The organism is Streptomyces sp. NPDC091209 (assembly GCF_044757755.1).
Taxonomy (GTDB): Bacteria; Actinomycetota; Actinomycetes; order Streptomycetales; family Streptomycetaceae; genus Streptomyces.
This window is the reverse complement of record NZ_JBIVVR010000004.1, coordinates 13,027-32,207: the sequence shown is the minus strand read 5'-3', so window position 1 is coordinate 32,207 and position 19,181 is coordinate 13,027. Positions and strand designations below refer to the sequence as shown.

At 71.3% G+C, this 19,181-nt stretch carries 17 protein-coding genes; 9 read left to right on the top strand and 8 right to left on the bottom strand.

Annotated elements, in window-relative coordinates; all coding sequences use genetic code 11:
- Positions 1-80 precede the first annotated feature (80 nt).
- Both ACIQRL_RS13075 and ACIQRL_RS13070 read left to right on the top strand, forming a co-directional pair.
- Positions 81-989 (top strand): class I SAM-dependent methyltransferase, encoded by a 909-nt coding sequence (locus tag ACIQRL_RS13075; RefSeq protein ID WP_401330915.1) that lies wholly within the window; start codon positions 81-83, stop codon positions 987-989.
- A 129-nt stretch (positions 990-1,118) separates the two neighbouring features.
- Complete coding sequence (locus ACIQRL_RS13070; RefSeq protein ID WP_401330913.1) at positions 1,119-1,820, top strand: SDR family oxidoreductase; 702 nt, start codon at positions 1,119-1,121, stop codon at positions 1,818-1,820.
- A gap of 81 nt (positions 1,821-1,901) precedes the next feature.
- On the opposite strand, the gene ACIQRL_RS13065 is transcribed toward ACIQRL_RS13070, so the two are convergent.
- The 4 genes from ACIQRL_RS13065 to ACIQRL_RS13050 form a co-directional block, all read right to left on the bottom strand.
- The gene (locus ACIQRL_RS13065; protein WP_401330911.1) at positions 1,902-2,597 is read right to left on the bottom strand and encodes a glycoside hydrolase family 75 protein; all 696 of its coding nucleotides are present in this window, start codon (positions 2,595-2,597) and stop codon (positions 1,902-1,904) included.
- A gap of 178 nt (positions 2,598-2,775) precedes the next feature.
- Complete coding sequence (locus ACIQRL_RS13060) at positions 2,776-3,561, bottom strand: aldo/keto reductase (protein WP_401331729.1); 786 nt, start codon at positions 3,559-3,561, stop codon at positions 2,776-2,778.
- Between the two features lie 316 nt (positions 3,562-3,877).
- Positions 3,878-5,704 carry an AMP-dependent synthetase/ligase gene (locus ACIQRL_RS13055; RefSeq protein ID WP_401330909.1) on the bottom strand — a complete coding sequence of 609 codons (1,827 nt, stop codon included), beginning with the start codon at positions 5,702-5,704 and terminating at the stop codon, positions 3,878-3,880.
- A 319-nt stretch (positions 5,705-6,023) separates the two neighbouring features.
- Positions 6,024-6,896: a LysR substrate-binding domain-containing protein gene (locus ACIQRL_RS13050; RefSeq protein WP_401330907.1), complete on the bottom strand. Its 873-nt coding sequence runs from the start codon at positions 6,894-6,896 to the stop codon at positions 6,024-6,026.
- Positions 6,897-7,067: 171 nt separating this feature from the next.
- On the opposite strand from ACIQRL_RS13050, the gene ACIQRL_RS13045 reads away from it, so the two are divergent.
- Entirely contained in the window at positions 7,068-8,183 is a 1,116-nt protein-coding gene (locus ACIQRL_RS13045) for a bile acid:sodium symporter family protein (RefSeq protein ID WP_401331728.1), read from the top strand.
- 201 nt (positions 8,184-8,384) lie between these two features.
- Here ACIQRL_RS13045 and ACIQRL_RS13040 read toward each other — a convergent pair whose 3' ends face one another.
- Positions 8,385-10,400: an exo-alpha-sialidase gene (locus tag ACIQRL_RS13040; protein WP_401330905.1), complete on the bottom strand. Its 2,016-nt coding sequence runs from the start codon at positions 10,398-10,400 to the stop codon at positions 8,385-8,387.
- 245 nt (positions 10,401-10,645) lie between these two features.
- Between ACIQRL_RS13040 and ACIQRL_RS13035 the strand changes: the two genes are divergently transcribed.
- A complete protein-coding gene (locus tag ACIQRL_RS13035) occupies positions 10,646-11,188 on the top strand; it encodes an isochorismatase family protein (RefSeq protein ID WP_401330903.1) in 543 nt (180 codons plus the stop codon).
- A 25-nt stretch (positions 11,189-11,213) separates the two neighbouring features.
- Here the strand turns inward: ACIQRL_RS13035 and ACIQRL_RS13030 are convergent, their stop codons facing one another.
- Positions 11,214-11,942 carry an SDR family oxidoreductase gene (locus ACIQRL_RS13030; RefSeq protein ID WP_401330901.1) on the bottom strand — a complete coding sequence of 243 codons (729 nt, stop codon included), beginning with the start codon at positions 11,940-11,942 and terminating at the stop codon, positions 11,214-11,216.
- 139 nt (positions 11,943-12,081) lie between these two features.
- Between ACIQRL_RS13030 and ACIQRL_RS13025 the strand changes: the two genes are divergently transcribed.
- A complete protein-coding gene (locus ACIQRL_RS13025) occupies positions 12,082-12,900 on the top strand; it encodes a LysR family transcriptional regulator (RefSeq protein WP_401330899.1) in 819 nt (272 codons plus the stop codon).
- A gap of 90 nt (positions 12,901-12,990) precedes the next feature.
- On the opposite strand, the gene fdhD is transcribed toward ACIQRL_RS13025, so the two are convergent.
- A complete protein-coding gene (gene fdhD / locus ACIQRL_RS13020) occupies positions 12,991-13,854 on the bottom strand; it encodes a formate dehydrogenase accessory sulfurtransferase FdhD (RefSeq protein ID WP_401330897.1) in 864 nt (287 codons plus the stop codon).
- Positions 13,855-14,103: 249 nt separating this feature from the next.
- On the bottom strand, positions 14,104-15,075 hold the full coding sequence (locus ACIQRL_RS13015) for a 2-dehydropantoate 2-reductase (protein WP_401330895.1): 972 nt from the start codon (positions 15,073-15,075) through the stop codon (positions 14,104-14,106).
- A 565-nt stretch (positions 15,076-15,640) separates the two neighbouring features.
- Between ACIQRL_RS13015 and ACIQRL_RS13010 the strand changes: the two genes are divergently transcribed.
- From ACIQRL_RS13010 to ACIQRL_RS12995, 4 genes are all read left to right on the top strand, one after another.
- Entirely contained in the window at positions 15,641-16,972 is a 1,332-nt protein-coding gene (locus tag ACIQRL_RS13010; protein WP_401330893.1) for an OFA family MFS transporter, read from the top strand.
- Positions 16,941-17,075 carry a hypothetical protein gene (locus ACIQRL_RS13005; RefSeq protein ID WP_261704980.1) on the top strand — a complete coding sequence of 45 codons (135 nt, stop codon included), beginning with the start codon at positions 16,941-16,943 and terminating at the stop codon, positions 17,073-17,075. Before ACIQRL_RS13010 ends, ACIQRL_RS13005 begins: the two co-directional genes overlap by 32 nt.
- Positions 17,076-17,210: 135 nt before the next feature.
- A complete protein-coding gene (locus ACIQRL_RS13000) occupies positions 17,211-18,158 on the top strand; it encodes a beta-ketoacyl-ACP synthase III (RefSeq protein ID WP_401330891.1) in 948 nt (315 codons plus the stop codon).
- 156 nt (positions 18,159-18,314) lie between these two features.
- A complete protein-coding gene (locus tag ACIQRL_RS12995) occupies positions 18,315-18,989 on the top strand; it encodes a GntR family transcriptional regulator (protein WP_401330889.1) in 675 nt (224 codons plus the stop codon).
- The last annotated feature ends 192 nt before the right edge of the window (positions 18,990-19,181 follow it).

The window sequence follows — 19,181 nt, the reverse complement described above, 5'->3', positions numbered from 1 at the left end:
TTGCCGTTCGAGCAACACGACTGGCTGTTTCCGGGAGTGGCGGCGCACGCTGTCCCCATCCCGAGAGAGAGGCTTGTCCCATGGCACCCGACCACCACGATCACGATCACGGCCCCGCGCGTCACCACGGGAACGGACACGATCACACCCACATGGACTTCTCCGAGATGCTGCCCATGCTGGTGCAGGAGGCGGAGCTGTTCACCCCGGTGTACGTCGAGGCGGCCGAGTGGCTGCGGGAGCAGCGGCCCGAGCCGGGGCTGATCGTGGACGCGGGCAGCGGTCCCGGGGTCATCTCCTGTCTGCTCGCCGAGAAGTTCCCCGGCGCGCGGGTCGTCGCCGTGGACGGCGTCGAACCCCTGCTGGCGGAGGCCCGCGCCCGCGCCGAGCGGCTCGGCGTCGCGGACCGCTTCAGCACGGTCGAGGCCGAACTCTCCGAGGGGGTGGGTGACGTGGAGTACCCCGCGGACCTGTTGTGGGCCAGCAGGTCGCTGCACCATGTCGGCGACCAGCGGGCCGCGCTCGCGGGCTTCGTCCGGAGCCTGGCACCCGGCGGCACCCTCGCCCTGCTGGAGGGCGGTCTGCCCACGCGTTTCCTCCCGCGCGACACCGGCATCGGCCGGCCCGGCCTGGAGTCCCGCATCGACGCGGTGCACGACGAGTGGTTCACCCGCATGCGGGCCGAGCTGCCCGGAGCGGTGGCGGAGACGGAGGACTGGCCCGCCCTGCTCAGCGCCGTCGGCCTGCGGCACACGGCGACCCGCACGTTCCTCCTCGACCTCCCCGCCCCGCTCTCGGACGAGGCCCGCGCCTTCGTCGGCACCGTCCTCACCCGCCGCCGCGACGGCCTCGCCGAGGGGCTCGACGCGCAGGACCTCGCCACGCTCGACCGGCTCCTCGATCCGGACGACAAGGCGAGCGTGCACCACCGCCCGGACGTGTTCGTGCTGACGGCGATGACGGTGTACGTGGGGGTCAAACCGGAGTAGTCCCGGTGAACGTCACCCGGCCGCGGGGCCGCCGGGCGGGCCTTGACATCGAGTGTGCTCCAAGTGATGAACTCCCGGAGTTCGCCGCACAGTCGGCCCGCGCCGGCCGGACACTCCTGGGGGTACACCATGACCGACTCTCCTGTCGCACTCATCACCGGAGGCGGCAGCGGTATCGGGGCCGCTGTCGCGCGCCGGCTGCTCGACGCCGGGCAGCGGGTGGCCGTGACCGGTCGCGGGGAGGAGCGCCTGCGTGGATTCGCCGAGGAACTCGGCAACCCCGAGGGGCTGTTGACGGTCGTCGGGCACGCGGCCGAGTACGAGCAGGTGCGGGCGGCGGTCGAGGCGACGCTCAAGGAGTTCGGGCGGCTCGACACCGTCGTCGCCAACGCCGGTTTCGCCACCCATGACACGGTCGCGGAGGGCGATCCGGCCGGCTGGTCCGAGATGGTGCTGACCAATGTGCTGGGCCCCGCGCTGCTCATCAGGGCGTCCATCGACGCGTTGAAGGCGAGCCGCGGCCGCATCGTGCTGATCGGCAGCGTTGCCGGGCATGTGAACACGCCCGGCAACATCTACGGCGCGACCAAGTGGGCGGTGACCGGGCTCGCCGAGAACACCAGGCGCCAGGTCACCGAGTACGGCGTGGGCGTGACCCTGATCTCGCCCGGCCGGGTGGAGACCCCGTTCTGGGACAGCTACGGCAGCCTCCCGCCGGGGCACCTGCTGACGGCGGACCAGCTCGCCGACTCGATCGTCTGGGCGGTCGGACAGCCGACGGGCGTCGACGTGAACACGGTCGTCGTCCGCCCGATCGGCCAGCCCGTCTGATCCGGGCCCGGCGGGGACGGTGTCTCCGTCGGGCTTGTCCGATCCGGGACGGGGCGATGGGCAACCCCGCCGTTCAGGGCCTCAGTTGTTCGCGAGGAACTGCTTGGCCAGCGAGTCCCCGAGCGACACGGCCGCGCTGTGGCTCTCGATCGGTGACACCTGCGAGTTCTTGAACAGGATGTACGTCACGCCCGAATCGGCCCCGCCCGTCGCCGGGTCGGGGTCGATGCCCAGCGCGTGCGCCGTGGCGTACGACGCCTCACCGATGATCTTCGTCGGTCCGGTGTCGCCCACCACCGCGTACTCGACCTTGCCGTTGTAGACGACGGCGACGACACCGCCGCCCTTGATTCCCGAACTCGTGTACTTCCAGATGCTGCTGGTGCTCGGCACGACGACGTACGGCAGTGAATCGGCGCGCAGCGCCTGGCCGTTGGACTGGTGGAAGGCGGTGTCGTCCTGGAACCAGGGGTCGGTGTCGGAACTGCATTTGCTGGTGACCTGGCCGTCGCAGTCGATGTCCATGTCGGCCTTCCAGAACACGGCGCCGTTCTTGCCGCAGACGGGGACGGTGGCCGAGGTCTCGTCGTCGGTCTTGTACTTGCCGCTCGATATCTGTGAGCAGGACGTCACCTTGGCGAGGAGGGCGGCCGCGCTGACCGAACCCTCCTGTGCCGAGCGGGGGTTGGCGGTGCCGGAGGCGCTGGCCGGGAGCGTGGCGACGGCGAGCAGCGCCGCGCCGACGGCCGCGGACAGGGTCAGTGTTCGAGTGCGCACTGTGGGGGACCCTTCTGTTAGGAAACTTTCCTTACCGGGTTGCCACACAAAGTGGCCCTCCTTGCATGACCGCGTCAAGACCTGTGGCCGACTTGGTCCGGTCCAAGGACGCGAAAAGGCCGCCGGCCCGGACGCGGTGGGCGTCCCGGCCGGCGGCCCGGTGGTGCGGGCGGGGCGGTCAGCCGAAGACGGCGGGGTCCGGGCCCAGCCGGCGGTCCTCGTTCAGTGCCGAGATCGCCGCGATGTCCTCGGTGTCCAGGGAGAAGTCGAAGACGTCGATGTTCTCCTTGATCCGGGTCGGGGTCACGGACTTCGGGATCACGATGTTGCCGAGCTGGAGGTGCCAGCGCAGGACGATCTGGGCCGGGGTGCGGCCGTGCTTCTGGGCGATGGCGACGATCGCCGGCACCTCCAGGAGGCCCTTGCCCTGGCCCAGCGGTGACCAGGCCTCGGTCGCGATGCCCTGCTCGGCGTGGAGCTCGCGGGCCGCGCGCTGCTGGAGGTGCGGGTGCAGCTCGATCTGGTTGACGGCCGGGATGACGGACGTCTCGTCGATCAGCTTCGCCAGGTGCTCCGGCAGGAAGTTCGACGTGCCGATGGCCTTGGCGCGGCCGTCGGCGTAGATCTTCTCGAAGGCCTTGAACGTGTCGACGTACGTGCCCCGGGACGGCGTCGGCCAGTGGATCAGGTACAGGTCGACATAGTCCAGGCCGAGTTTCGCCAGCGAGGTGTCGAAGGCGCGCAGGGCGGAGTCGTACCCCTGGTCGCTGTTCCAGAGCTTGGTGGTGACGAAGAGCTCCTCGCGGGCGATGCCGGAGGCGTTGACGGCCTTGCCGGTGCCCTCCTCGTTGCCGTAGATCGCCGCTGTGTCGATGCTGCGGTACCCGGACTCCAGCGCCGTGGCGACCGCTCGCTCCGCCTCGTCGTCCGGCACCTGCCAGACGCCGAAGCCCAGCTGCGGCATCTCGACGCCGTTGTTCAGGATGATCGGGGGGACCTTGCTCACGAGCTCTCGATCCTTCAGTCGTCGGGTGGTACTCGTATCGTCAACGATCACGGGCCGTGATGCATTCCTGACCGGCCTCCCGGCCCGAGGAATCGAAGATTGGCTGAAATAATCCGATCAATCGCGCCGGGAGAGCCGGAGTGAAGCCGGAGGTGACCCCAAGAAAGTCGGCGCAAGCAGGAAGAACCAGGCGGGAGTCGGCCGAAGCGGGACGGGTGAAGGGCGACGGCGTGATGAGTCCTCGTCCTCGGAGAGGGTCCGGACCGGCCCGGGACTACGTCCGGTAGAGCGCCTCGACCTCCGCCGAGTACGCCTTCTCGATCGCCCGGCGCTTCAGTTTCAGCGACGGCGTCAGCAGGCCGTGCTCCTCGGTGAACTGGTTGGCCAGGATCCGGAACGTTCGGATCGACTCGGCCTGCGAGACCAGCGTGTTCGCGGCGACCACGGCGCGCCGCACCTCGGTCTCCAGATCGGGGTCGCGCACCAGATCACCGGCGGACAGCGGCGGCTTGCCGCGCATCTGGAGCCAGTGCTCGACCGCCTCGGCGTCGAGGGTGACGAGCGCGGCGATGTACGGCCGGTCGTTGCCGACCACTATGCACTGGGCGACCAGCGGATGGTCGCGCACCCGCTCCTCCAGCACGCCCGGCGAGACGCTCTTGCCGCCGGAGGTCACCAGGATCTCCTTCTTGCGCCCGGTGATCGTGAGGTAGCCGTCCTCGTCCAGGGACCCGAGGTCGCCGGTGGCGAGCCAGCCGTCGTGCAGGGTGGCGTCGGTGGCCTTGTCGTTGTTGAGGTAGCCCTGGAAGACATTGCCGCCGTTCAGCCAGATCTCGCCGTCGTCCGCGATGTGCACGGTGGTGCCGGGGATCGCCTGGCCGACGGTGCCGAACCGGGTGAGCTCGGGCGGGTTGGCGGTCGCGGCGGCCGTGGACTCGGTGAGCCCGTACCCCTCGTAGATGGTCACGCCCGCGCCCGCGAAGAACAGCCCGAGCCGCCGGTCCATCGCCGAGCCGCCCGACATCGCGTGCCTGACCCGGCCGCCCATCGCGGCCCGCACCTTGGAGTAGACGAGCTTGTCGAAGACCTGGTGCTGCATGCGCAGACTCGCCGAGGGGCCCGGACCGATGCCCCAGGCCTTGGACTCGACGGCGTCCGCGTAGCGCACGGCGGCGTCGACGGCCTTCTCGAAGGGACCGGCCTTGCCCTCCCTCTCGGCCTTGCGGCGGGCGGCGTTGAAGACCTTCTCGAAGATGTACGGCACGGCCAGGAAGAAGGTGGGCCGGAACGCGGCCAGGTCCGGCAGCAGCGCGGACGCGTTCAGTTGAGGCTGGTGCCCGAACTTGACCTTCCCGCGGAACGCGGCGATCTGCACCATCCGCCCGAAGACGTGCGCGAGCGGCAGGAACAGCAGGGTCGAGGCCTCGTCACCGCGCTTGGAGTGGAAGACGGGTTCCCAGCGGGTGATGACGGTGTCCGCCTCGAACATGAAGTTCGCGTGCGAGATGACACAGCCCTTGGGGCGTCCGGTGGTGCCCGAGGTGTAGATGATCGTCGCGATGGATTCGGGGGTGACCGCGCGGCGGTGCCGGTGGACCACCTCGTCGTCGAGGTGCGCGCCCGCCTCGTACAGCTCGTGCACCGCGCCCACGTCGAGCTGCCACAGCTTGTGCAACTGGGGGAGCCGGTCGACGACCGTGGCGACGGTCATCGCGTGGTCCTCGTGCTCCACCATGACCGCCGACACCTGCGCGTCGTGCAGCATCCAGAAGACCTGCTCGGCGGAGGAGGTGGGGTAGACGGGCACGACCTGGGCGCCGATCGTCCACAGGGCGAAGTCGAAGAGCGTCCACTCGTAGCGGGTGGGGCACATGATGGCGACCCGGTCGCCGAAGCGGATGCCCTGGGCGAGCATGCCCTTGGCGAGTGCCAGGACCTCGTCCCGGAACTCGGCCGAGGTGACGTCGCGCCACTGTCCCTGCTCGTCCTTGCGGCCGAGCGCGATGTGGAGCGGGTCTTCCTGGGCATGGTCGAAGACGACGTCGGCCAGGCCGCCAACCGGCGGTGCCGACGCCAACGGGGGGTTGGTGAACTCGCGCAATACCGCTCCTCGTGGCGCTCCGCACAGCGCCGTGAAAGCTACCCCACCGCTCGACGGGACGGGAGGGGGATCGAACCGGCGACGGGTGCGGTGTCCACACAGGTCAGCCACTGAAATGTACACACAAGGGGAAGGGTAGGACAGAACTCCTTACGGGTCCGTAGGTTTCGCGTCCGCAATCTCCACGGAATCGCTACGACCCGGCGCCGGAGCGAGAGGCCACGGTCGGCAGATTCGGAATCTCCGATTCCGGGCCCGGTGCGGACGCTGGACCTCCGCACACGCTGTCGTGCGACACGGGACAGCCCTTGGCTCCCTCTTAGCTCCGCTGCCCTCCGTGCAGCCGGTCCCCGCCCGCGAGGATCGCTGTCGCGAGCGCGTCCGCGGCCCCCTGTGCGGACGGCCGCCGGTGGCCGTGCAGCAGGACGAAGTCGACCTCGCCGAGCTCCGGGAGCCCCGCTCGCTCCGGCACCCGGACCAGGCCGGGCGGCACGAGTCCCCGTGAGTGGGCCATCACCCCGAGACCCGCGCGGGCCGCCGCGATCAGCCCGTTGAGACTGCCGCTGGTGCAGGCGACGCGCCACGGCCGGCCCTGGCGTTCCAGCGCTTCGAGGGCGAGCGCGCGGGTGATGCCCGGGGGAGGGTAGACGATCAGCGGGACCGGGCGTTCCGGGTCCAGCCGCAGCCGCGGGGCGCCGATCCACACCAGGCGGTCGTGCCAGACGAGTTCGCCGCGCGGGTCCTGCGGCCGCCGTTTCGCCAGCACCAGGTCGAGATGTCCGGCGGCGAGCTGTTCGTGGAGGGTGCCGGACAGCTCGACCGTCAGCTCCAGGTCCACCTCGGGATGGTCGGAGCGGAACCCCTCCAGGATCTCCGGCAGCCGGGTCAGGACGAAGTCCTCGGACGCGCCGAAGCGCAGCCGGCCGCGCAGCCGTGTCCCGGTGAAGAACGCCGTGGCCTGCTCCTGCACCTCCAGGATCCGCCGCGCGAACCCGAGCATCGCCTCGCCGTCCTCGGTGAGCTCCACGGAGTGTGTGTCGCGCGAGAAGAACTGCCGCCCGGCCGCGTCCTCCAGCCGCCGTACGTGCTGGCTGACCGTGGACTGGCGCACCCCCAGCCGCCGGGCGGCCTGCGTGAAGCTCAGCGTCTGGGCCACCGCCAGGAACGTACGGAGCTGGGAAGGGTCGTACACACCCCCACGTTATCGCGATACGTGATGACAGTCAGAGCGGTATGACGGATTCCCGATCGCGGTCCGGGCGAGGACGATGGAGAGGGCACGATCCGCCGATGACGATCAGCCGCACCGAACCGAGCAACCGAGCAGTGGAGCATCGTGAAACGCCTGCAGTGGCCGAGCTGGATGCCGGTCGACCCCTACATCCTGCTGCTGCTCGGGACCGTGGGCCTCGCCGCCCTGTTCCCGGCGAGCGGTACGGCGGCCGACGTCGCCTCGGGCGCGTCCACGGCCGCCATCGCGTTCCTCTTCTTCCTTTACGGCGCGCGGCTGTCCACCCGTGAGGCGGTGGACGGACTCAAGCACTGGCGGCTGCACGGCACGGTGCTGATCTGCACCTTCGTGATGTTCCCGCTCCTCGGCCTCGCCGCCCGCGGACTGGAGCCGGTGCTCCTGACGCACGACCTCTACACCGGCCTGCTCTTCCTCACGCTGGTCCCGTCGACCATCCAGTCGTCCATCGCCTTCACCTCCATCGCCCGCGGCAACGTGCCCGCCGCGATCTGCGCGGGCTCCTTCTCGTCGCTCGCGGGCATCGTCGTCACCCCGCTGCTCGCCGCGGTCCTCCTCGGCAACAGCGGCGGCGGGTTCTCCGCCGACTCAGTGGTCAGGATCGTGCTGCAACTGCTCGTGCCGTTCGTGGCCGGGCAGCTGCTGCGCCCCTGGATCGGCGCCTTCATCACCCGCCACAAGAAGGTCCTCGGCTACGTCGACCGCGGCTCGATCCTGCTCGTCGTGTACACCGCGTTCAGCGAGGGCATGGTGCAGGGCATCTGGCACCAGGTCAGCGCCGTGCGGCTGGCGGGACTCCTCGTCGTCGAGGCGCTGCTGCTCGGCGTCATGCTCCTCCTGACCTGGTACGGCGCGAAGGCCCTGCGCTTCAACCGGGAGGACCGGATCGCCATCCAGTTCGCCGGGTCCAAGAAGTCGCTCGCCTCGGGCCTGCCCATGGCCGGCGTCCTGTTCGGCGCGCACGCCTCGCTCGCCGTGCTGCCGCTGATGCTCTTCCACCAGATGCAGCTCATGGTGTGCGCGGTGATCGCCAAGCGCCGCGCCCGCGACCCCGAGGTCACCGGGGAGGACGGCCGGACCGGCCCGAACGAGCCGTCCGGCACCGGAGGGACGACGGGCACGGGCGGTCCCGCCGCCGGTACGGGCGGGTCCGGCGGGTCCGCCAGGTCCCAGGTCTCCCCAGCCGCAACGTCACGCATCGCGGTCGGTACAGGGACACATCCCGGCTGAGCTGCACCGCCGCGCCCGCCGCGCCGGTGGCGTCGTAGCCGAGGACGCCCCGGTGGCCGTCGCCCGGCGTGGCACCGTCCTCCCGGTGGTGGTCCGGGAGGACGGTGAGCGGTACGGCCGCCGGGACCAGGGCCGGCAGGATGCCGAGCCCGGTCCCGTTCCGCCGTCGCGCTCGTGCGTCGTCGGGCACGGACGGGACCGTTAGTGGTCCCCGCTCACCCGGTCCATGGGGAGCCACAGGACGGTGTCCCCGGTCACCTTCCGCGAGGGCGGTGCCGACAGCTCGTCGTCGCTCAACGCCCGGTCGTAGACCCGAACATCGTCGATCGCACCGGTGAAGTACGCCCGGCTGTCCATCCGTTGGCCGATGTGCACCCCGAACGGCGAGTTCCGGCTGACCGATCCCGGCACGTCCGCCGTGCTGACCGTCGTCCCGTCGAGGAACAGCGTGAGCTGTCCCCCGCCGCGGCGCAGCGCCAGATGGTGCCACTGGCCGTCGTTGAACGCGCCCGCGGTGCGCACGAACGCCGTGGAAGGGGCCGACGCGCCGTTCCTGGTCGTGATGAGACCGGTGATCCGGTTGGACGCGGGCTCCCCGCGCAGCCACACCTGCGGCTGCGTCGTACCGATCCCGCCCATCCACAGCAGCGGCTGCTCACCGCCGGTGGCCGTGTAGCGGAACCACAGGGACGCCGTGAAGTCCTTCGTCCCCAGCGGCAGCCGGTCCTGATACGGCAGCCGTACGGCGTCGTCGACACCGTCGAACTCCATCGCGTCCCCGAGGACGCCCGCCGTCCGCCCCGCGCCGCCTAGGACCGCGGCCCGCCGGGTGAACGGAGCGAGGTCGGCCGTCGTCGGGTCAGGGCCGCGGCGCGGCTGGAGCCAGTCCTCGGTGAAGCGGGCGAAACGGATCTCGTCGCGCGCGTCGACCGCGCCGCCCTCGTACATCAGGCCCACCGTGTCGCCGTCGACGCGCACCAGGTCGGAGTAGCCGGACCAGTCGGTGGTGACGACCGTTCCGCGGTCCACGCTGTCCCAGGTGCGTCCGCCGTCGTAGGAGGAGCGGACCATCATGGTCCGGCGGCGGTCCGGGTCGGCGGGGCAGGACAGCAGGATCCGGTCGCCGACGCGCAGGGTCGAGCCCTGCACCTGGGGCGCGTAGAGGTCCGGGATGTCACGGAAGGGGGAGACGAAGCTGTCGCCGCCGTCCCTGCTGACCGCCTCGGTGCGGTGCCCGAGGTCGGTGCCGTCCTGCTCGCGACCGCTGACCAGGACCGATCCGTCGGTGCGCTCGGTGAGCGTCATCTCGGAGGGCTTCTGCCGGTAGGTGCCGTCGTCGGCGATCGGCCAGGAGTCGGTCGCCCCGATGTCCCAGTGGTCGCCGTCGTCGTCGCTGGTGATGAGCGCGGCGTTGTTGGCGGTGACCCGACTGCCGTTCCAGGTCTCGGTGTTGACGGCGAAGACGAGTCGTCCCGCGTGCCGGCCGCGGGTGAGCTGGATGCCGTGCACCGGACCGGTGGCGTACCAGGAGTTCCAGTTCGCGGGCAGGATCTCGTCGCTCAGGTCGCGCGGCTGCGACCAGCTGAGACCGTCGTCGTCGCTGTACTGGAGATGCGGGGTCCGGTCGCACGGCACCGAGCAGCTCGCGCTGTCCGTACGGCCCGTGTTGTACGTCTCCGCCAGCACGATCCGGCCGGTCTCACGGTCCACGATCGGTGTGGGGTTGCCGTGGGTGTTCCCGCCCCCGTCGTTGACGACCTGGAGCGGGCTCCAGGTGCGCCCGCCGTCGCTGGAGCGCTTCACCACGATGTCGATGTCGGCCGCGTCACCGCAGTTGAGGACGCGCCCCTCGGCGAACGCCAGCAGCGTTCCCTCTGTCGTCCGTACGACGGACGGTATGCGGAAGCAGGCGTAACCCGGGTCCTGGGAGGCCTTGAACAGCACCTGCTGCTCGAACTCGCCTCCGGTGGCGGCCGGTTCGGCCCGCGCCGTGCCCGGGAGCGCGACCAGCGCGGCGATGCTGACAGCGGCGGTCAGGGCGGCTTTGAGGCGGGCGCGGGAGCCGGCTCCCGAACGGAGGGCGAGGGCGGCTCGCGAGCGGGTGCGGGAGCCGGCCTGTGGACGGGCGGGTAAGGCGGGCCTCGGGCGAGTGCGGGAACCGGGCCCCGGGCGGGCGGCGAAGGTGGATCTCAGACGGGTGCCAAGGCGTGACGGCATGGTGCGACCTGCCCTTCGTGCGGCGACTGGGCAATACGGATTCTCTGGACATCCCACGTCCAACGTTCGCGCCGCAGACGCTACTTGGGCCCTCACGCACCTCACAAGAAGCGTGCACCGGTCGTGTTCACGCCAGATTTCGACCAGCCGGAGCGTGTCCAGGTGACCGCACGGCGAAGAGCAGTTCACGGGCTTGTTGATCCGGATTTCCGGTACGGACGGCTGATGCGGGCTAACGTTCCGTCATGACCGCACCCGAAGCCGAACCCCGTCTCGCCCTCGATCCGGCGCGCACCGCCCTCGTGCTCGTCGATCTGATGGAGCGCATCGTGGCGTTGCCCCTGGCGCCGCACAAGGGGACCGAAGTCCTCGCCACCGCAGAGGAGTTGGCGGCCTCCTTCCGGAAGGCGGGCGCGCTCGTCGTGTTCATCCGGGTCGAGCGGTCCGGAGTACCGGAGCAGCCGCCCGGAAGCGGACTCGTCGCCGGACTCGTCGCGGAGGGTGATCTGGAGATCGTGAAGCGGACCATCGGCGGCTTCCAGGGCACCGGCCTGGACGAGCGGCTGCGCGAACACGGCGTCTCCACCTTGGTGTTCGGCGGAATCGCCACCAACCTCGGCGTCGAGTCGACCGCGCGCGCCGCCGGTGACCTCGGCTACGACCTGGTCTTCGTCCAGGACGCGATGGCCGCGTTCACGGCTCCCGAGCACGAGGCCTCCGTCCGCCTGGACTTCCCGCGCCTCGGCACGGTCGTGACCGCCGACGAGGTGCGCCTCATCGCGGGATGAGCCGTGCGGGAGCCGGAGGGTGCTCTCACACCAGTACGCCGCCCCCGTCGGCCACGACGACGGAGCCGGTGCTGTAGCCCCCGCGCATCAGATACAGATAGGCCTCGGCGATGTCCTCCGGCTCGCCCACCCGGCCGACGGGGAGTGACGCGGCGGCGGACGTGAACAGTCCGTCGCGGTCCTCCTCCGGCAGGTCCCGCCACAGCCCGGTCCGGACCACCCCCGGCGAGACCGCGTTCACCCGGATCGGGGCGAGCTCCAGGGCCAGGGCACGGGTGAGCGACTCCATCGCCCCGCACAGGCTCGCCGCGACGGTGGTCCCCGGCATCGGCCGACGCCCGGCCGTGCCGGTGGTCAGGACGACCGAGCCGCCTTCGCGGATCGCCGGGGCGCCGTATTTGACGGCCGTGTACGCGCCCCACAGCCGGGTGTCCAGGAAACGCCGAGCCTGCGCCGGATCGGACGCGGCGAGACTCCCCAGCAGCAATGACTCACCGGCCGTGTAGACCAGGTGGTCGAAATCGCCGATCCGGCCGAAGAAATCCCGGACGCCGTGCTCGTCGGTCGCGTCCAGCGCGTGCCCCCGCGCGTCCGACGGCAGCCGCTCCAGGGCGGCGTCCACACTCTCCCGGCGCCGCGAGGCGACCACCACCTCGGCCCCCTCCCGGGCGGCAGCCTCCGCCACCGCGAGCCCGATGCCCGCCGTGCCGCCGATCACGACGACCCGCTGTCCTCGCACACCCCTGTGACCCATGTCGGTTCCCCTTCGCGTGATTCCCGGGTCCTCCCCGGTGTCTCCCAGCCTGCTCGCGGCCGTGCCCCGCCGTCCAAGACCTCTTTCGGCGTCGGCGATACCCTGAAGGCATCGTCGGCGCTACGACGGAGGGGCGGTCATGGATCTCGACCTGCGCAAGGTCCGCTACTTCGTGGCGGTGGCCGAACTGCTGCACTTCGGGCGCGCGGCGCAGCGACTGCACATCGCCCAGCCGGCACTGAGCCGTCAGATCAAGGCCCTGGAGAAGGACTTGGACGCCGTGCTCCTCGAACGGGACAGCCGCGGTGTGGCCCTGACCGCGGCCGGGCGCCAACTCCTGGACGACGCCCACCCGTTGCTCGCCGCCGCCGACGCGACCCGGCGCCGGGTGCGGCGTGCGGCGGCCCGCGGCCCGGGCCGGCTCGTCGTCGGCTTCCGGGCCGGAGTGGTCGTCACCCACGCCCTGCGGGCCTTCGGCGCCGGGCATCCCGACGTCGACGTGCAGGCGCGCCGGGTCGAATGGGACGACCAGGAGCGGCTGATCCTCGACGGGACGGTCGACCTCGCCTACGTCCGCCGGCCGATCCAGGAGGAAGGACTCGCGCTGCTGCCCCTCTTCGACGAGGCCCGGGTCGCGATGCTCCCGGCGGCCCACCGGCTCGCCGGGAAGGAGGAGTTGACCCTCGCCGACCTGGAGAGCGAGACCTGGCTGCGCTACTCCGACCCCGGGCCGGACGACCTGCCGATCCGGACCATCGAGGAGAAGTTCGAGCGCGTGGCGGGCGGGGCCGGCATCACCCTCGTACCGGAGTCCGTCGCCGAGCAGTACTCACGCCCGGACATCACGTACGTACCCGTCACGGACGCGCCGCCCGACCAGGTGTTCCTGGCCTGGGAGCGGAGTCGTCGCACGCCCCTGATCGCCGCGTTCGCCGAGGTCGCGGGGGTTCGGGGCTGAGATCGGCGGTCGGCCGAAGCGGGGCCCCTCCGACGCAGGGGGCGCTCCCCGCCGTTCGGGGCCCCGCCGCCGTGACGCGGGGAGCCGGTGTCAGCCCTGGGCGGCCGCGGCCCGCAGGGCGATGCGGTGCTCGCCCGCGTACACGTTCATGTTGGCGCCGCGCAGGAAGCCGACCAGGGTCAGGCCGGTCTCCGCCGCCAGGTCGACGGCCAGCGACGACGGAGCCGAGACCGCGGCGAGCACCGGGACGCCCGCCATCACGGCCTTCTGCGCCAGCTCGAAGGACGCCCGGCCGGAGACCAGCAGGACCGTCCGGGAGAGCGGGAGCGTGCCGTTCTGCAGGGCGCGGCCGACCAGCTTGTCGACCGCGTTGTGCCGGCCCACGTCCTCGCGTACGTCGACCAGCTCGCCCTCCTCGGTGAACAGCGCCGCCGCGTGCAGGCCCCCGGTCCGGTCGAAGACCCGCTGGGCCGCGCGCAGCCGGTCGGGGAGGTCCGCGAGCAGCCCGGGCTCCAGCCGCACCGGGGGAGTGGTGCCGCCCTCCGTGTCGTCGACGGTCCAGCGGGCCGTCGTACGGACGGCGTCCAGGCTCGCCTTGCCGCACAGCCCGCACGACGACGTCGTGTACACATTGCGTTCCAGCGTGATGTCGGGGATGACGACACCGGGCGCCGTCCGTACGTCGACGATGTTGTACGAGTTGGAGCCGTCGACCGTGGCCCCCGCGCAGTACACGATGTTCTGCAGCTCGTCGGCCCGGCCGAGTACCCCCTCGCTCACCAGGAAGCCCGCGGCGAGCGCGAAGTCGTCGCCCGGGGTGCGCATGGTGATCGCCAGGGGCTTGCCGTTCAGGCGGATCTCCAGCGGTTCCTCGGCGACGAGCGTGTCCGGACGGGTGCTCACGGCCCCGTCCCGGATGCGGATCACCTTGCGTCGTTCCGTGACTCGTCCCATGACGTGATCAGTCCCGCTTCCGTACGTGCGGCCGGCCGGATCGGCCCTTCCTGCGGCGGTTGCCGTGCGGGTCACCGGATCGACGGGCGGGGCGGGTGACCTTCACGTCCTCATTGTCCTGCATGCGCGCCGCGCGCCGGACCCGCGCTCGTGCCGCGGGCCGGACCCGCTGGCGTGCCCCGGGCCGGTCGTGCCGTACGCGCGGAGCGGGCCGCGGGCCGCTCCGGCCGTGGGCGGCCCGCTCCGCGCTCATGCCGCCGTCCGCAGCGCGAGCAGATCCGAGATGGCGTGCACCGTACGCAGGGTCGGCACCGGCACCCCGGTGATCTCCGCCAGCTCCACGACGGCCGCGAGCAGCACGTCGAGTTCCAGCGGCTTGCCCCGCTCCAGGTCCTGGAGCGTGGAGGTGCGGTGGTCGCCGACGCGCTCGGCGCCCGCGAGGCGCCGCTCGATGGACACGCCCACCTCGCAGCCGAGGGCCCGGGCGACGGCCAGCGTCTCGGTCATCATGATCTCGATGACCTTGCGCGTCCCGCCGTGCAGACACATCTGCCGCATCGTGGCGCGGGCCAGCGCGCTGATCGGGTTGAAGGAGATGTTGCCGAGCAGCTTGAGCCAGATGTCGTTCCGCAGGTCCGGTTCGACCGGGCATTTCAGCCCGCCGTCGCGCATGGCGTCGCTGAAAACCCGGCAGCGCGCCGAGACGGACCGGTCCGGTTCCCCGATGGAGAACCGGGTGCCTTCGAGATGGCGGACGACGCCCGGTCCCTCCAGTTCGGTAGCGGCGTACACGACACATCCGACGGCCCGCTCCGGCGCGAGCACCGCGCTGACCGCGCCGCCCGGGTCCACGCTCTCCACGCGGTGACCGTCGTGGGGTCCGCCGTGCCGGTGGAAGTACCACCAGGGAATGCCGTTCTGGGCGGCGATCACCGCCGTGGTGTCGTGCAGCAGTGGCTCGATGAGCGGCCCGCACGCCGCGTACGAGTTGGCCTTCAGGCCGAGGAAGACGTAGTCGACCGGACCGATGTCGGCCGGGTCGTCGGTGGCGTGGGCCCGCGCGGTGAAGTCCCCGCGCGGGCTGATGACGTGGACGCCGTGCTGCCTCATGGCCGCGAGATGCGGTCCACGGGCGACGAGATGCACGTCGGCGCCGGCGCGGTGCAGCGCGGCGCCGACGTAGGCGCCGATCGCACCGGCGCCGAGAACTGCGACTCTCACTGTGTGGCGCTCCGTTCGGTCGAGGGTACCGAGGAACTTCCGAACTCTGTCGACGAAATATTGTCTACAGGATGGAATCGGCGAGGGCAAGGGCTGAGAACCCTTCCCGCCGTCCCACCCCCACGCCCTCGCCCTCCCCCTCGCTCCGGGGTGGACACCGCCGACCCTGACCCGGGCCCGGCGGTGTCCGGCGAGTCTGGCCCGGGCCTGGCGGTGTGAGGCGAGTGTGGCCGGGGTCTGGCGGTGTGCGGCCGGACCGGCCTCCGGGTCCGACGGTGTGCGGCGAGTCTGGCCCGGGCCTGGCGGTGTCCGGCGACCCTGACTCGGGCCTGGCGGTGTCCGACTGGACGGGCCCCCGGGTTCGGCGGTGTCCGGCGACCCTGATCCGGGCTTGGCGCCGTCCGGCCGGACCCGGCCTCCGGGTCTCACTGTGCCCGGCCCGACCGACCCGAGGGCCCGCTCCGTGACCGTTCGTCGCGTCAGGGATACCGCTCATCGCATACGGTCGACGAGTTCGCGTCACGCCGCTTCACAGCCGAGCGACCGCTTCCTATCGTCCCGGATCATGAGCCCTCCTGTCGCACCTCCCGGTTGGAGCCGCTGGCTCGTCCCGCCGGCCGCCCTGTCGGTCCATCTCTCCATCGGCCAGGCCTACGCCTGGAGCGTCTTCAAGCCGCCGCTCGAATCCGCGCTCGGCCTCAGCGGAACCCAGAGCGCGCTGCCCTTCCAGCTCGCCATCGTGATGCTCGGCCTGTCGGCCGCGTTCGGCGGCACGCTCGTCGAGCGCAACGGCCCGCGCTGGGCGATGACCGTCGCCCTCGTCTGCTTCTCCTCCGGCTTCCTCATCTCCGCGCTCGGCGCCGCCACCGAGCAGTACTGGCTGATCGTCCTCGGCTACGGCTTCGTCGGCGGAACAGGCCTCGGCATCGGCTACATCTCGCCCGTCTCCACGCTGATCAAGTGGTTCCCGGACCGGCCCGGGATGGCCACCGGCATCGCGATCATGGGCTTCGGCGGCGGCGCGCTGATCGCCTCGCCCTGGTCGGCCCAGATGCTGAAGTCGTTCGGATCCGACTCCTCCGGGATCGCTCTCGCGTTCCTCGTGCACGGGCTGACGTACGCCGTGTTCATGACGCTCGGCGTGCTGCTCGTCCGCGTGCCGCGCGGCGGGAAACCGGCCGCGGCCGGGCCGAGCGCGCTCGACGGGGTCCAGGTCTCCGCACGGAACGCCGTCCGAACCCCGCAGTTCTGGTGCCTGTGGATCATCCTCTGCATGAACGTGACCGCGGGCATCGGCATCCTGGAGAAGGCCGCCCCGATGATCACGGACTTCTTCGGGGGAACGTCCACGCCGGTGTCCGTCTCGGCGGCCGCCGGATTCGTCGCCCTGCTGTCCGCGGCGAACATGGCGGGCCGTATCGGCTGGTCCTCGACCTCCGACCTGATCGGACGCAAGAACATCTACCGCGTCTACCTCGGGGCCGGCGCCCTGATGTACGCCCTCATCGCATGGCTCGGGGACTCGTCCAAACCCCTGTTCATCCTGAGCGCGCTGGTGATCCTCTCCTTCTACGGCGGCGGTTTCGCCACGATCCCCGCGTATCTGAAGGACCTGTTCGGCACCTACCAGGTAGGCGCCATCCACGGCAGGCTGCTCACCGCCTGGTCCACCGCGGGCGTCCTCGGCCCGCTGATCGTGAACTGGATCGCGGACCACCAGAAGGCCGCGGGCAAGCACGGCTCCGCCCTGTACGAACTGTCGTTCCTGATCATGATCGGGCTGCTCGCCGTCGGCTTCGTCGCGAACGAGTTCGTACGGCCCGTGCACGCCCGCCACCACATCCCCGCACCGAGGGAGGCCGCCGATGTCGCACGACAGCAGCCCGAGTCCGCCTGACCGGCGAGCGCTGATCGTCTTCGCCTGGCTGTGGGTGGGCGCACCCCTGTGCTACGGCCTCTACGAGCTCGTGCAGAAGGCGACGCAATTGTTCTCGGGGTAGGTGTTCGGGCTTCCGGAAGTCTGACAGAAGCCGACAAGCCTGGCGCCGCAATCCTGTGGCTTCACCTGCCGCCGTACCGGCGAGTCATTGAACAGACTGGTGGATCCCGCTACCGAAGCACGAGGGGGACCACTCATGAACGGCTCACGGATCGCCGCCGTCGGCCATTACCAGCCCGCCAAGGTACTCACCAACGAGGACCTGGCGGGCCTGGTCGACACCAGTGACGAGTGGATCAGGAGCCGCGTGGGCATCCGGACCCGCCACATCGCCGGCCCCGACGAACCGGTCGACGAGCTGGCCGCGCACGCCGCCGCCAAGGCGCTCGCCGCCGCCGGCCTGACGCCCGGCGACATCGACCTCGTCCTCGTGGCCACCTCCACGGCCGTCGACCGCTCCCCGAACATGGCCGCCCGGGTCTCGGCCCGCCTCGGCATCCCCTCCCCGGCCGCCATGGACGTCAACGTCGTCTGCGCCGGCTTCACCCATGCCCTCGCGACCGCCGACCACACCGTGCGCGCCGGTGCCGCGACCCGTGCGCTCGTCATCGGCGCCGACAAGATGAGCGACGTGGCGGACTGGACCGACCGCACCACGTGCGTCCTCGTCGGGGACGGCGCGGGGGCCGCCGTCGTCGAGGCCTGCGCCGACGGGGAGGAACCCGGTATCGGACCGGTGCTGTGGGGCTCGGTACCCGAGATGGGTCACGCGGTACGCATCGAGGGCACCCCCTCGCGGTTCGCGCAGGAGGGGCAGAGCGTCTACCGCTGGGCCACCACGCAGCTCCCGCCGCTCGCCCGCAAGGCCTGCGAGCGGGCCGGCCTCGCCCCCGAGGACCTCGCCGCGGTCGTCCTGCATCAGGCCAACCTGCGCATCATCGAACCCCTCGCCCTGAAGATCGGCGCGGTCAACGCCGTCGTGGCGCGCGATGTCGTCGAGTCCGGGAACACCTCCGCCGCGAGCATCCCGCTCGCGTTCTCCAAGCTCGTCGAGCGCGGCGAGATCTCCACCGGCGACCCCGTCCTGCTGTTCGGCTTCGGCGGCAACCTCTCCTACGCGGGGCAGGTCGTCCGCTGTCCGTGAGGCGGCCCGAGCCGCTCGTCCGGCCCTCGCGTCCCCGGGTGTGACAAGCCCGACTCCTGTGCCTGTCGGCCATTTGTGCGCCGTAGACTGTAGGCGAAAGACAATGGACAATCGACTTTCCTATCGCGGCGACGGCGCTGCCCTGGAGGGACCGTGATGTTGTCGACAGGACTGCCTCAGGGAGCGGTACCCAGGCTCGAACGGCCCGGCCCGCTCCGTGACCGCGTCTACGAGGCGCTGCTCGAACTCATCACCACCCGCGCCCTGCGGCCCGGCCAGCACCTCGTCGAGAGCGAGCTCGCCGGTCATCTCGGAGTGTCCCGGCAGCCCGTGCGCGAAGCCCTCCAGCGGTTGAGCACCGAGGGCTGGGTCGATCTGCGGCCCGCCCAGGGCGCGTTCGTGCACGAGCCGACCGAGGAGGAGGCCGACCAGCTCCTCACGGTCCGTACGCTCCTGGAGGCCGAAGCGGCCCGGCTCGCCGCCGCCAACGCGGGCACCGCCGCCATCGGCGCGCTCGAAGCCCTGTGCGCCGAGGGCGAGCGGGCGGTCGCCGACGACGACGTGGACGCCGCGGTCGCGATGAACGCGCGGCTGCACGCCAAGGTCATGGAGCTGGCCGGCAACACGGTCCTCGCCGAGCTCGCCGCGCAGGTCGACCGCCGGGTCCGCTGGTACTACACCCCGGTGGCCCGCCAGCGAGGCCTGCAGTCCTGGATCGAACACCGCGAACTGATCGCCGCGATAGCGGAACGCGACGGACAGCGGGCCACCGCGGTCATGCGGGCCCACACGGAGCACACGCGGAAGATGTACCACGACCGCGAGAAGTAGTCCGGCGAGCGGGCCCGCCCACGCCTTTCGTCCGGCGTCCCACGCCTTTCGTCCGGCGTCCCACGCCCTTCGTCCGGTGCTCCGCGCTCTTCCTCCGGCGCCCCGCCTCCCTTCGTCCCGTGCTCCGCGCGCCGGACGAGGACGCCGGCCGGGTGCGCGCCGGCACGCACCCGGGGGTGACCCTCCCGCCGG